12 protein-coding genes are annotated in these 12,787 nt (G+C 68.2%); 8 read left to right on the top strand and 4 right to left on the bottom strand.

Annotated elements, in window-relative coordinates; genetic code table 11:
* Positions 1 to 279, top strand: a 279-nt coding sequence (locus QHF85_RS26565) for an MYXO-CTERM sorting domain-containing protein (RefSeq protein WP_281330121.1), incomplete at its 5' end; no start/stop codon positions are given.
* Between the two features lie 259 nt (positions 280 to 538).
* The gene (locus tag QHF85_RS26560) at positions 539 to 2,107 is read left to right on the top strand and encodes a hypothetical protein (RefSeq protein ID WP_281330120.1); all 1,569 of its coding nucleotides are present in this window, start codon (positions 539 to 541) and stop codon (positions 2,105 to 2,107) included.
* A gap of 25 nt (positions 2,108 to 2,132) precedes the next feature.
* Here the strand turns inward: QHF85_RS26560 and QHF85_RS26555 are convergent, their stop codons facing one another.
* Entirely contained in the window at positions 2,133 to 2,432 is a 300-nt protein-coding gene (locus QHF85_RS26555; RefSeq protein WP_281330119.1) for a KTSC domain-containing protein, read from the bottom strand.
* 234 nt (positions 2,433 to 2,666) lie between these two features.
* Between QHF85_RS26555 and QHF85_RS26550 the strand changes: the two genes are divergently transcribed.
* Positions 2,667 to 3,392: a hypothetical protein gene (locus QHF85_RS26550; protein WP_281330118.1), complete on the top strand. Its 726-nt coding sequence runs from the start codon at positions 2,667 to 2,669 to the stop codon at positions 3,390 to 3,392.
* Positions 3,393 to 3,697: 305 nt separating this feature from the next.
* Here the strand turns inward: QHF85_RS26550 and QHF85_RS26545 are convergent, their stop codons facing one another.
* Positions 3,698 to 4,069: a helix-turn-helix domain-containing protein gene (locus QHF85_RS26545; RefSeq protein WP_281330117.1), complete on the bottom strand. Its 372-nt coding sequence runs from the start codon at positions 4,067 to 4,069 to the stop codon at positions 3,698 to 3,700.
* 258 nt (positions 4,070 to 4,327) lie between these two features.
* Between QHF85_RS26545 and QHF85_RS26540 the strand changes: the two genes are divergently transcribed.
* The 4 genes from QHF85_RS26540 to QHF85_RS26525 all read left to right on the top strand — a co-directional run bounded on the left by QHF85_RS26540 (position 4,328) and on the right by QHF85_RS26525 (position 9,285).
* Positions 4,328 to 5,671, top strand: a complete 1,344-nt coding sequence (locus QHF85_RS26540; RefSeq protein WP_281330116.1) for an erythromycin esterase family protein — start codon at positions 4,328 to 4,330, stop codon at positions 5,669 to 5,671.
* A gap of 58 nt (positions 5,672 to 5,729) precedes the next feature.
* Positions 5,730 to 6,854 (top strand): UDP-galactopyranose mutase, encoded by a 1,125-nt coding sequence (glf, locus tag QHF85_RS26535; protein ID WP_281330115.1) that lies wholly within the window; start codon positions 5,730 to 5,732, stop codon positions 6,852 to 6,854.
* Positions 6,855 to 7,063: 209 nt separating this feature from the next.
* Positions 7,064 to 8,500 (top strand): alkaline phosphatase family protein, encoded by a 1,437-nt coding sequence (locus QHF85_RS26530; RefSeq protein WP_281330114.1) that lies wholly within the window; start codon positions 7,064 to 7,066, stop codon positions 8,498 to 8,500.
* Entirely contained in the window at positions 8,497 to 9,285 is a 789-nt protein-coding gene (locus QHF85_RS26525) for a hypothetical protein (protein WP_281330113.1), read from the top strand. Before QHF85_RS26530 ends, QHF85_RS26525 begins: the two co-directional genes overlap by 4 nt.
* A 19-nt stretch (positions 9,286 to 9,304) precedes the next feature.
* Here QHF85_RS26525 and QHF85_RS26520 read toward each other — a convergent pair whose 3' ends face one another.
* Positions 9,305 to 9,694, bottom strand: a complete 390-nt coding sequence (locus QHF85_RS26520) for a hypothetical protein (protein ID WP_281330112.1) — start codon at positions 9,692 to 9,694, stop codon at positions 9,305 to 9,307.
* Positions 9,695 to 9,826: 132 nt separating this feature from the next.
* Here QHF85_RS26520 and QHF85_RS26515 point away from each other — a divergent pair, with 132 nt between their 5' ends.
* Positions 9,827 to 11,572 (top strand): hypothetical protein, encoded by a 1,746-nt coding sequence (locus QHF85_RS26515; RefSeq protein WP_281330111.1) that lies wholly within the window; start codon positions 9,827 to 9,829, stop codon positions 11,570 to 11,572.
* Here QHF85_RS26515 and QHF85_RS26510 read toward each other — a convergent pair.
* Entirely contained in the window at positions 11,569 to 12,777 is a 1,209-nt protein-coding gene (locus tag QHF85_RS26510) for an acyltransferase (protein WP_281330110.1), read from the bottom strand. The two genes, QHF85_RS26515 and QHF85_RS26510, sit on opposite strands and share 4 nt — an antisense overlap.
* Positions 12,778 to 12,787 lie beyond the last annotated feature (10 nt).

Genomic DNA, 12,787 nt, shown 5'->3' with positions numbered 1-12,787 from the left:
GGCGGCGCGGGCGGCAGCGGAGGCGCAGGCGGCAGCGGAGGCGCGGGCAGCAGCGGCGGCGTGGGCGGCAGCGGAAGCGGCGGCGGTGCCGGCGGAAGCGGCGGCGGCGCGGGCACGGGCGGCTCGAATGCGGGCGGCGACGGCACGGGCGGGAGGGATGTGAGCGAGGGCAGCGGTTGCAGTTGCAGGACCAGCGGAATCACGCCGGAGGGCCTACCGGCCGTGGCGGCGCTCCTCCTCGGGTTTGCCGTGCGGCGGAGGCGCGGGCGGGCGAGGTAGACTGTTACCCTTTGGCGGGTCGTGTCCGGGCAAAATCGCTTGACAAGGGCTGGTCACTTCGCTGACGTTGCCCGCAATGCGTCCGGACAATCATTTTCGCAGCTGGGTACTCCTTGCCGCCCTCCTCGGGGCCGGCGTGGGGTGTGGAAACAAGGAGGGCGCCGGGGGGGGCGCTGCGCCGGGGACTTCCGGTGCTTCGTCGGCCGCCGCGCCTGCGTCCACCGGGGCAGCGCCCGCCGGCGGAAGCGAAGGGGCGGCCGTGCAGCCGACGACGCCCCCGTCGACGAAGAGCATCCAGGTCAGCATCAAGGACTTGCAGCTCTTCCACCCGTACTCCTCGGAGCGCGCGATGCCGAGCGTGCGCGACAACGGCACCTTCAGCACGCGGGACCAGAATTCCGCGTATGGCCTCGGCATCATCATCGAGGCGACGAACGACACGGGCGAGGTGCTCTCCGACGCGTGGTACGAGGGCACGCTGCGCTTCGTCAATGGCGACCGCGAGGTCGAGTGCAAGTTCGGCCCCGATTCGGTCGGCGACCTCTACAACACGACGTACACGCTCCAATTCAACAACGTCCCCGACGACGCGAAGGCCGATCCGTTCACCGGCGAGAAGCCCTCGGCGTGGCGAAACGAGTCGAGCTCGACGAACGAGAGCGTCTGGCGGCCGGGCGAGAAGATCCGGCTCATGTCGCGGAAGAACGAGTGCGATTCGGTCGTGCTCGCGGACATGCCGCCCTCGCAGATCCGCGGCCGCATCGTGATGAAGGCGAACAAGGTGTTCGTGAAGTCGTACGCCTCCGTGTTCGACGAGGGGGCGTTCGATCTCGCGCTCATCGGCGACTCCGTGCGCATCCGCGACAAGGCGTCGGGCCACGTCGCCTTCGTCCCCGTCCGCGACGACGCGGAGGGCAATCGGAGCGCGCGGTACAACGTCCTGACGATGACGGCGGCCAAGGACGCGTCGAAGGACGCCCCCTCCGTGCCGCTTTCGCACCTCGAGTTGCGGTATCCGATCCGGTACACGCGGGCGGACATCGTCGAGAGCGCGCCGCTCGAATTCGATCTGCCGCCGCCGTCGATGACGATGCAAATGGTGAAGCTCCCGTCCGGGGAGCTGGTGCACGCGTCGGGCAACGTCCTCGTGTACGTCAAGGAGAACAAGGTCGTCTACCAGGACATGGCGAAGGCGAAGCTCAGCCTGCTCGGCGTCACGCGCGAGGACGTGCCGGCGTCGATGCCGGCGGTGACGTTCACGAAGAACGAGCTCTCCGGCTCCGTGAAGAGCGCGACGATCACCGATCACGTGGACGATACGGCGCTCTCGAAGGGGCAGCGCAAGCTCAGCGTGACGTGGAACCTGCACCTGCAGGGCGACGGCATCGACCGGCGCCTGCGGGTCCCGTTCGACATCGCGTCGAGCGAATACGAGAAGGCGGCCGCCGACCTCCAGAAGGTCGACGGCGGGGATGCGGCCGCGGTGGCGGACGCGAAGGCGGCCGAGGCGAAGACGAAGGCCGCGAAGAGCGCGGCCGAGACGAAATACAAGAGCGGCCTGAAGGGCGAGCGCGAGAAGCTCGCGAAGGCGTTCAATTGCGCCGAGGTGAAGATCGCGACGAACCGGGGCACGAAGGGCCCGTCGAATGGAAAGGCCATCGGCGAGTCGTGCAAGGCGCTCGTCACGGGCAGCGACGACCTCGAGGTGACGATCACGTACACGCTCGAGCGGTACGAGATCCCGGTCGCGCTGGTGTACTCGCTCGGTGGGGATTTCACCTGGAACCCCATCGCGAGCACGCCCCTGCTCCGCCTCGATCCGCGCTGAGCGCTTCCTTCGCGGCCCTCGCACCTCAGCAGAGCCGTTCGCACGGGTACTGCCCACGCACGTTCGCCAGGAAATACCTCCCCAGCGAGGGTGCGTGGAGCAGCCCGTCGTGCACCTCCGGGGGCACGCCGCTGTAGCGGTAGAGCCTGCCATCCTTGAATTCGAGGTCGAGCTCGCGCGCCTCGGGGTTGTACCCGACGCTGCGCAGGCTCGTGGACGTCACCGGGACGCGCGGCGGGAAAGCCTCGGCTGCCTCGGTTTCGCACGGACGAACCCAGTCCGCGGGCAAACGCGGATCACCGATGCTCGGGCGGCGGTTCTGCATGCAGACCACGTACCGCGACGAACGTGGTCTCGCCGGGACGAACCTGCCGGCTTCGTTTGTCCAGGGCTCTCCGGCGAACCAGGTTCGTCGGCGGCTCGGGGCCGGGCGGGCCGCCGCGGCGGGATTCATTCTGGGTATCATGGCCGGCGCCCGTTTTCACGCCGCGGTTCAGGGGGTCGATGGCTGGGGGCTCGATGTTGACGGCACCGGGCGACCTGGGATACGAAAACGAGCATGCTCGTTCGTGCTCGAATCATGCTCCTCGTCGCGCTCACCCTGTCGCCGTCCGCTTGCACGAAAAAGCAGGACGTGGCCGTGGACCTCGCGGGGTTGCGGCCCATCACGATGGAGCTCGTGGTGGTGGACGATGAGCTCGATCCTTTCGAGAAGCACGCGGGCACGTTGACCGAAAGCATATCCGTACGCGCCGAGGAGATGCTCTCGCGGGCGGGTTTTCCCGTGACGCACCATTACGCCATGCTCGTCAAGAAGCCGGGCGAGACGGATGCCCAGGCGAAGGCGCGCTTCTCACCGTGGCTCTCGACGCAGCCTCTCCCGGCCGGCCGCAGGTTCGTCCTCGGCGACGTGATGGAGGAAGACGAGACGGGGAAGCCGCGGCCCATCGGCCTTCGCACGTACGTGGTCGCGGGGGAGGCGATCGTGACCCACGCAAACGTGGTCGACGCGAGCGTCATCGAAGACGACGGAAAAGGGCCGATGCAGCAGCCGGTCGTGGTCGTGACGCTCGACGCCGCGGGCGGCGAGCGGTTTCACGCGGCCACGCGGGAGCACGTGAAGGAACGAATCGCCATCGTGGTGAATGACAAGGCGATGAGCGTGCCCATTGTCCAGTCGCCCATTTCGGGCGGGCGGGTGTCGATCTCGATGTATGGATACGACGATCATGCGGTGGTCGAGGCCCGTCGGCTCGCCACGGCGCTGCGCGGCAAACCGAAATGACGCGGGTCGTTGCGAGCGGACGCGAGGGCTTTCGGCATGGCCTCTGCATACCGAGGCTCATCCGGGCGCGAGAGGGCGCGTCCGCGGCAGACAGGAGCATGAAAGGTGATACGGAAGGAGAAATCGAGGCCCGACGATCGAAGCGAGCCCGAGGTGCCCCCGAGCGGCCCGCCTCGGGCGCCGGAGGCCGATGCCGAGGGCAACATTCCCCCGAACGCCCTGCATACACCGACGCCCCCGGAGACGCAGCCTTCGGATCCGAGGTATTACGAAAAAATTCCCAAGCTGCCTGGGGACGCTTGAGTCTAAGCGCGGGCGCTCGTGCGGCGACGCGCGGGCGCTTGTGCTTCGACCGGGGCGCGCGCCAGCATCTCGCGGCGCAGCTTCGGCAGATCCTTCTTCGGTAGCTTTCGCACGAGGTCGGCGATCCGGCCTCGATCCTCCTCTTCGGGGAACGTCACGAGATCCATCGGCAACGCTTCGAGCGCGAGCGCGATGCGCTCCAGCGTCTCGACCGTGATCGCCGCGAGCCCGTGCTCGACGCTGGAGAGATGGCCTTTCGATAGACCTCCCGCGTCCGCGAGCTGGGCCAGGGACAGGTTCCGCTCGACGCGCAGCGCGCGGATACGGGCACCAATCTTGGAAGTGAAGGGAGCAGCCGTCTTTCTTCTAGGCATGCACGTGACTATGGCACAACCAGGAGCCCAGCCAAACATGATTTCGTCATGATCCCATCAAGTTTTACTTAGGCGAACATTCCACCGATCTCACGGGCAGCGCGCATGCGCGGCCCTGGATCGCGGGCGGGCGCGCGAGCGGCGCTTTCGTGCGCGCGAGCGACGTCGGGGGCGCGGGACGCCCGCGCGCGCCTCCGCAGACGCGAAGACGCAATGGGGGGTCTTGTGATTCCGACCGTGACGTACCATGACGCGAACATGGCTACGCATGCGCCGCTCCAGGAGCCTCTGCCTCGCACCGTGGCGGCGTGCGCTCTCCCGTTCGAGGGGACGCGGCACGACCATGATGCATTGCTCCATGCCATCGGGGATTCGACGCTCGTCCTCCTCGGGGAGGCGTCCCACGGGACGCACGAGTTCTACAGCGAGCGCGCGCGCCTGACGCGCAGGCTCATCGAGGACAAGGGCTTCCATGCGGTCGCGGTCGAGGCGGACTGGCCCGACGCTTATCGCATCAATCGTTTCGTCCGAGGCAGGGGCCCGGACCCCGGGCCGCTCGAAGCGCTCGGCGGATTCGAGCGGTTCCCCGCGTGGATGTGGCGAAACACGGACGTCCTCGATTTCGTGAAGTGGCTACGGGAGCACAACGACGCGCACCCTCACCGCGCGGCCGGGTTCTACGGGCTCGACCTCTACAGCATGAACACGTCGATCGAGGCCGTGCTTGCCTATCTCGACCGGATCGATCCCGAAGGGGCCAAACGAGCGCGGCAGCGGTACGGCTGCTTCGAGCTCTTCGGCCACGACACGCAGGCGTACGGGTATGCGACGAGCCTCGGGATGGCGGAGTCATGCGAGGACGAGGTCGTCCGGCAGCTCATGGAGATCGAGCGGCACGCGCCCGAGTACGCCCGCCGCGGCCCGGACGAGGAGGGCGAGGACGAGGCGTTTTTCGCCGAGCAGAACGCGCGCCTCGTGAAGAACGCCGAGCGTTATTATCGCGCGATGTTCCGCGGCGGGGCCGCCTCGTGGAATTTGCGCGACGAGCACATGGCGGAATCGCTCGATGCGCTGCGGGCGCACCTCGGGCGTCGGCGCGGGGCTCCCGCGAAGGTCGTCGTCTGGGCGCACAACTCGCACCTCGGCGACGCGCGGGCGACCGAGATGTCCCGCGAGGGCGAGCTCAACGTCGGCCAGATCGTCAAGGAGCGGCATCCGGACGTTTTTTCGATCGGGTTCACGACGTATGCCGGGATGGTCTCCGCGGCGTCGGGCTGGGGCTCCGACGTGGAGCAAAAGCGCGTGCGTCCCGCCCGCCCCGACAGCTACGAGGCGATCCTGCACGCCACGGGCATCGAGACGTTTGCGCTCCTCTTGCATGATCCGAGGCTCTCGCCGCTCCATCGCCAGCGGCTCGAGCGGGCGATCGGAGTCGTCTACATGCCGGCGACCGAGCGAGCGAGTCATTATTTCTACGCGGATCTCGCCGCCCAGTTCGACGCGGTCATTCATTTCGATCTGACGCGCGCGGTCGAGCCCCTCGAAAAGACGGCGCTCTGGGAGGCCGGCGAGGCGCCGGAGACGTATCCGACAGGGCTCTGAGCCGTCGGCCCGAAGGAAGGGGCTTCCCGCCCGCGCAGCGGGCCCTAGGAGAAGCTCCATGTTCGACTGGCTGATCGTGGGCGCCGGGTTCGCGGGCAGCGTCCTTGCGGAGCGGCTCGCGCGCGGCTCCGGCAAGCGGATCCTCGTCATCGACAAGCGCCGGCACATCGGAGGCAACGCGTACGACCATTACGACGACGATGGTCTCCTCGTCCACAAGTACGGGCCGCACGTCTTCCACACGAGCTCGAAGGAGGTCTTCGATTACCTCTCGCAGTTCACCGCGTGGAGGCCCTACCAGCACCGGGCGCTCGCGTCCGTCGACGGGCAGCTCGTCCCGATCCCGATCAACCTCGACACGATCAATCGCCTCTACAACCTCCGCCTGACGTCGTTCGAGCTCGAAGCGTTCCTCGCCGCGCGGGCCGAGAAGATCCCGTGCGTGCGGACGAGCGAGGACGCCATCGTCGGCAAGGTCGGGCGCGAGCTCTACGAGAAGTTCTTCCGGAACTACACGCGCAAGCAATGGGGACTCGATCCCTCCGAGCTCGACGCCTCCGTGACCGCGCACATCCCGGTCCGGACGAGCCGCGACGACCGCTATTTCACGGACACGTTCCAGGCGATGCCACTGCACGGCTACACGCGGATGTTCGAGCGCATGCTCGACCACCCGAACATCAAGGTCATGCTCGGCGTGGAGTTTCGCGAGGTGGAGCGATCGATCCCGTACGCTCAAATCATCTACACGGGGTCGATCGACGACTATTTCGATTGTCGTCACGGCAAGCTCCCGTACCGCTCGCTCGAGCTCCGGTTCGAGACGAAGAACGCCCCGGTCTTCCTGCCGGCGCCGGTGGTGAACCACCCGAACGAGCACGCATACACGCGCGTGACCGAATTCAAGTATCTCACCGGGCAGGAGCACCCGAAGACGAGCCTCGTTTATGAATATCCGTGCGCCGAGGGCGAGCCGTGTTATCCGATCCCGCGGCCCGAGAACGCCGAGCTCTACCGGAAGTACGAGGCGCTCGCCGCGGCCACGCCCGGCGTCCACTTCGTCGGCCGGCTCGCGACGTACCGGTATTCCAACATGGATCAGGTGGTCGCGCAGGCGCTCACGCTCTACGCGAAGCTCATCGGCCTGCCGCGCCACCTGACGGCCGTCGCGGCGGCGGCCTAGCATCGGCCACGAGCGAGCGATCCCGACAGCGTAAAGCATATCGGGCGTTCCGGGAATTCGTGGCGCCCGTCGACCGGTCGTTCGACGCCCCCTGCCTCGATATCACTCCCTCACGCGAGATCCTCGTATTCCCGGAGGCGCAAAGCCTCGCGCGGCGACGATCGAGCTTGCTCGTCCTCGGCGTCGTGCTTTTTGTGCCGGGCTCAGGCATGGCACGACGAGATTCTTTGCGAGGGCTCACGGGACAGGTGTCTCGCCGCGCGGCGCTGAAAGGGCTCGGGGCAGGGATCGGCGCCGCGGCGCTCGGGAGCGCGTGCGCGTCGGGGCCCGATCGCTGCGAGGCCGGACCCGCGGCGCCGGCCGTGGGGCAATGGCTCGCCGGTATCGACACGTTCGTGGTCGTCATGATGGAGAACCGCTCCTTCGACCATTTCTTCGGGGCGCTCGCCTTCGACCCTGATTACCCCGCGCGTGAAGAGGTCGACGGGCTCGAAGGCGGCGAGGCGAACGAGGACGACGACGGCACGACCCTCGCCATGCACCGGGCGGAGGCGCCGTGTGATCACCACGGCCCGCTGCATACCTGGGACGCGGCGCACGTGGCCTTCGCCGAGGGGCGCAATGACGGGTTTCTGCGGGCGAACAACGGCGCTCTCTTTCGACAGCGCGACGCGATGACGTACCACGACCGGAGCCAGATTCCGCTGTTTTATGCGCTGGCCGATCAATACGTGGTCTGCGATCGGTGGTTCTCGTCCGTGCTCGGCCCGACCTGGCCGAACCGGTTCTTCCTGCACGCCGCGACGTCGCAGGGCCTCACGACGAACGATCCGATCACGGACGGGCCGGCGACGCTCTGGGAAAAACTCGGCAAGGGCTGCTGGTCCTCGAAGGCGTACGCCGCCGGGCCCGCGCACTGGTATCACGCGGGCTTTCGGGGCCGGCCCCTCGGGGGAAACGATCCGATGGTCTGCACGCGGATCGAGACCTTCTTCCACGACGCCCGCACCGGCAACCTGCCCAATTTCTCGATCATCGATCCCGATTTCTGGTCCTCCGACCTCCACCCGCCGCACAGCCTCGCCCTCGGTGAGGCCTTGCTCGGCAGCATCGTGCGGTCGATGCAGGAGAGCCCGCAATGGGGGCGCTCGCTCCTCGTCGTCACGTTCGACGAATACGGCGGTTTTTTCGACCACGTGCCCCCGCCGACCACGGAGGATCCGCGCCCGGCGTTCCGCCAGCTCGGCTTCCGCGTCCCCTCCCTGGTGATCGGCCCGTCCGTGCGCGCGGGGGAGGTCGTCTCCACGCAATTCGAGCACGTCTCCATCGCGGCCACGCTGGCCACGCGGTTCGGCATCGAGAGCCTCGGGCCGCGGATGGATGCGGCGACGGATCTCTCGTCGTGCATCGATCCGGCGCGGGTGGGTTTGCCCCCGGGGCCCGTGGGCAGGATCCCGCGGATCGAGATCGACCGGCGGCGCGTGGAGGAGGTGAGCTTTCGTTTTACCAGCCAACCGGGTATCGACGCGGCGCTCCGCGCGGGCGTGATCCCGCTCGATCGAATCGACACGCGCTCGCACGAGGAGCGCCTCGATTCCTTGCTCCGCCACGCGCAGGAGCTCGAGGTCGCGAGGGTCTCCGGATGAGGCAAAAAAACCTACATGCGGCTGCCCTCGTGGTTGCCCTCGCCCTGGGGGCGACGCGGGCCGGGGCCGCCGAGGAAGCGGCCGCGCCCGAGGCCAGGCGGCCTCTGATGCTCCCGCCGCTCGCGCGGAACATGGTCCGCGTGCAGGGCACCGTGCGCCCCTTCTTCAACCTGATCGGGCCAGGCGGGGGCGCAATCGGGGACCTCTCCGTCGAGTATTATTTCCAGCGGCCCTTCAAGGTCGGCTTCGAGCTCTCCCCGTTCGCGTTCGTCCTCGTCCCCGAGGGGCCGGGCACCATCGCGCACGCGCGCTTGCGCGGAGCGTTCTCCTCCGATTACGTCGAGGTCGGTCTCGGCATCGGGGGGCGGATGCAGTATTTCGGTCCGAGCGGCCTCTCCGTGGCGCCGGCGATGCGGCTCGGCAGCCTGGACGGCGCGAATCTACGTTTGGAGCTCGGGTATTCGCTGATCCGCAACTATTACACGCGGCAGGCGCAGTTCGCGCTCTCGCACGTGACCGGCGGCCTCGACGTCCCGGTGACGCGGCGATTGGCGATCACCCTGGACGGCGGGTATGGGCTCGACCTCTGGGCCTATGCGACCCTCGGCGCCCGGCAATGGATCATGGGGCACGGCGAACCAGGGTCGCTCGCGATCGGAGCGTCCGTGGGCGCCGCGTGGGTGGTCGATCGATTTCCCTGTCAGTATGGAGACATCGACCCGTGCCGCGGGGCCGCATGGGGCCTCGGCCCGACGATTGCGGTCCGGGTCGATCGACGTTTTTGACGTGGTGCGCGGGGAACCGTCAATACATTGGCGTGCCGCCGCTGCCGCCCTGCCCCGTCGGGCAGGAGGACGCGCCGAAGATGTAGCAGGACTTGGTCGGGGCGTCGCAGCAGTTGGCGCCGCCTTGCGGGGCCGCGGGACACGTATTCTGGCAGTCCGCGTCGGCGGCGCACTGCGTCGCGCAGACCGGCTCGCCGCCGGTGCTGCTGCTGGAGCTCGACGCCGTGCTCCCCGCCCCGCCGGCGCCGCCTTCGCCGCCGGCGCCGCCGGTTCCGAAGTCACCGCCTTCGCCGCCTTCGCCTCCGCCGGAAGGCTGGTTGCCGAACTCCGGTCGCTCGGACGTGGCGCAGGCGCTGAAGCCCGCCGCGAAGAGACCAAGGACCAACCAGGTGACGCTAGTGTATTTCACGAGTTTGTGGTTTGAGGGTACCCGAATGCCGCGCCCTCTACAACTCCCTCCTTGTCGACAATGACGAACGACGCGGCCCCTCGCTCTTCCCGCCCGCCGCAACCGCGCGCGACAATTGCAGCGTTGTCAGAAGTGACGCAACGGCGCCGCGCCTGGATCGGCCTCGCGCTCATTTTGCTGCTCGGCGTCATCGTCTACCTGCCGGCGATCCGCACGCCCTTCCTGCTCGACGATTACCTCCAGGCGTCGATGGTCGAGGGGACGTTCCCCGGCAAGCGCGGCCCGTTCGACCTGTACGACTTCATCAACGACGCCGATCGCTCGGCCCTCATCGAGCGCGGCATGCTCCCGTGGTGGTCGCACCCCGAGCTCCAGATCCGCTTCTTCCGCCCGCTCGCAAGCGCGCTCCGGTATTTTGAGCACCAAGCATTCCGCGGCACGCCGCTCCTCATGCACCTGCACTCGTTCGCCTGGTGGGCGGCGATGGTGCTCGGCGCGCGCGTCATCTTCCGGCGCGCGCTCTCGGCGCGGGCCGCGGCGATCGCGACGGCCGTGTTCGCGCTCGCGCCCGCCCACGCGATTCCCCTCGCCTGGCTCGCCAACCGCGAGGCGCTGCTCTCGCTCACGTTCGGGATCGCGGCCCTCGTCGCGCACGCGCGCTTCCGCGAGGAACGAAGGCCACGCGACGCCGCGCTCGCGACGCTGCTCTTCACGCTCGCGCTGCTCTCCGGCGAGTACGCCGTGTGCTTCGGCGGCTACGTGCTCGCCCTGGAGATCGTGGGCAAACGCGAGAGCCTGCTCCGGCGCGTCGGGTTCGTCTCGACGTTCGTCTTGCCCACGGCCGCGTACCTCTACGCGCGGCATCGGGGCGGATATGGCTCGTTCGGATCGGGCTTTTATACGGATCCGTTTCACGAGACGGGCTCGTTCTTGCGCGCCGTGCCGCGCCGGTTCTTCACGCTCCTCGCGGATGGATGGCTCGCGCTCGACGACGAGTTGCTGCTCCCCAACACTACGTCGATCGTGCTGCCCGTGCTCCTCGCGATCGGTACGGCCGCCTTGCTCTACGTGCCGCTGCGGCGCGCGTACGCGGCGCAGGACGAGGCGCGCCGCCCGCTTGTTGCGTGGCTCCTCCTCGGCTCGGTGTTCGCGCTCGTGCCGGTGTTGCCGGTGGTGCCCTCGCCGCGCGTGCTCGGCGCGAGCTTGCTCGGCATAGCGCCGGCGGTCGGCATGCTGCTCGAATACGCGTGGTTCTCCGCGGCGAGCGATGAGGATGCGCGTCGGCCGAGGAGCGCGGCCGTGCAGCTCACGGGGCTCGCCGCGGTGGCGCTCGGCTTCGCGCACCTCGTGCACGGGCCCGGAACGGCGTGGCTCCTCGGGCGGAGGCAGCAGAGATCCGCGGACGATTTCACGAAACACTCGGCCGAGCTGCGCGGGGAGATCGAGACGCCGGAGGACGCCCAGGTGGTCGTGATCCGCTGCATGGCGAGCGCGTTTTTCCTCCCGTTCGCGCTCGACGATCACGGCCGTTTGCCCGCGCGCTGGCGGATCCTCGCGCAGACGGGTCACGCGCTCGTGTTGCGGCGCGACGCGCGCACGCTCGAGGTCCGCGTGCCCCCGGAGCACAGCCTGTTTCCGATGGGCTCGGGCGCGCTCTTCCGCAGCCAAGACGCCCCGATCGCGCCGGGCGAGGTCTTCCAGGTGCCGGGCATCCGCGTGACGGTCCTCGACGTCGGCCCGCACGGCCCGCGAGCGGCGCGCTTCGAGCTCGATCGTGATCTCGATGCGCCCTCGCTCACGTGGATCACCGAGAGCCGGGGGGGTTTTTCCTTCGCCGAGCTGCCGCCGCGCGGGTTCGGAAAACCTTTTGATCCCTAACCGGCGAACCGCTCACGAAGCCGGAGCGAAGGCTTTTCGATGAGCACGTGCATCAGGTAGCCGATCACGAACGAGATCAGCATCGTCGCCGCGAGCGACGCGGGCCAGACGAGGAGGAGCGAGACGCCCTTCGCGTGGAGGGCCTTCGCGGCGGGCAAGACGACGTGATCGATGATCGGGATGTGCACGAGGTAGACGCCGTAGCCGAGCGTCGCGGCGCGGCGGAAGAAGGGCGCCGAGAGGCCACGGTGGAGGAAGCCGTCGCCGTGGAGCAGGAGCGGCAGGGCGCAGAGGTACATGAGGCTCGTCACGGTGCCCCAGGCGAAGACGTGCACGAGCTGGACGTGCTCCTCGCCGAACATCGCGGGGTTCAAGAGGAGCCAGAGGCACGTGAGCGCCGGGATCGCGAGGAGCGCGCGATGCAGCGGCCGCGCGAGGAAGCGCCCCAGGGCCTCGCCGTGGCGCTGGTGCATGAAGGCGAGGAGGATCCCCGCGACGAGCGTGTCGAAGCGCGTGTGCGTGCGGAAGTAGAGCGCGCCGTAGAGGATGAAATCGTTCCACGGGCGGTAGCGGAAGTAGATGACGAGCCGCACGACGAGCGCCGCGAAGAAGAGCGCGCCGAGGAGGCCGAAGCGCGCGCGCTCGCTGCGTAAGCGGTGGAGCACGAAAAAGAGGATCGGGACCGTCAGGTAGAACTGCTCTTCGAGCGAGAGCGACCAGCCCCAGAACATGATGATGTCGGGGCGGTGCAGGGAGACGAAGTTCGTGAGGTACGTGTACTCGTAGGGCAGGTGCGCGCGCTGCGTCGCCGTGAGCGGGAGCGCGAGCGCGAGGATCGTGAGCACCACGTAGTACGAGGGGAACGTGCGAAGGACGCGGCGCAGGTAGAAGCGGCGCAGGTCCTGCGTGCCGTTCTTCTGGAGCGAGCGGAGCAGGATCGAGCCGATGAGGAAGCCGCTCAGGAGGAAGAAGAGATCCATCCCGAAGAAGATCGAGAGGGATCGGTCGACGAAGTCGCGATCGAGCGGGATGCCCTGCTCGCCCCAGAAGATCCACGTGACGTGGTACTGGACGACGCTGACGATCGCGAGGACGCGCAGGCCGTGCAGCGCGGGGTAACGGTTGTCGAGGAGATCGAGGGCGAAGAAGGCGCGGAGCCCGGAGGGTTTCGCGGGCGCGCCGAGGGCTTGGGCGGGCGCGGACATCGAAGAGCGA

Source organism: Polyangium sp. 6x1 (assembly GCF_029946515.1).
In the GTDB taxonomy this organism is placed as follows: Bacteria; Myxococcota_A; Polyangia; order Polyangiales; family Polyangiaceae; genus Polyangium.
This window is presented reverse-complemented; position numbering and strand designations above follow the sequence as displayed.

Coding starts and splice junctions, on each gene's coding strand:
- QHF85_RS26555 (WP_281330119.1), bottom strand. CDS start 2,432: ATGCAGAACCGCCGCCCGAGCATCGGTGATCCGCGTTTGCCCGCGGAC.
- QHF85_RS26550 (WP_281330118.1), top strand. CDS start 2,667: ATGCTCGTTCGTGCTCGAATCATGCTCCTCGTCGCGCTCACCCTGTCG.
- QHF85_RS26545 (WP_281330117.1), bottom strand. CDS start 4,069: ATGCCTAGAAGAAAGACGGCTGCTCCCTTCACTTCCAAGATTGGTGCC.
- QHF85_RS26540 (WP_281330116.1), top strand. CDS start 4,328: ATGGCTACGCATGCGCCGCTCCAGGAGCCTCTGCCTCGCACCGTGGCG.
- glf (WP_281330115.1), top strand. CDS start 5,730: ATGTTCGACTGGCTGATCGTGGGCGCCGGGTTCGCGGGCAGCGTCCTT.
- QHF85_RS26530 (WP_281330114.1), top strand. CDS start 7,064: ATGGCACGACGAGATTCTTTGCGAGGGCTCACGGGACAGGTGTCTCGC.
- QHF85_RS26525 (WP_281330113.1), top strand. CDS start 8,497: ATGAGGCAAAAAAACCTACATGCGGCTGCCCTCGTGGTTGCCCTCGCC.
- QHF85_RS26510 (WP_281330110.1), bottom strand. CDS start 12,777: ATGTCCGCGCCCGCCCAAGCCCTCGGCGCGCCCGCGAAACCCTCCGGG.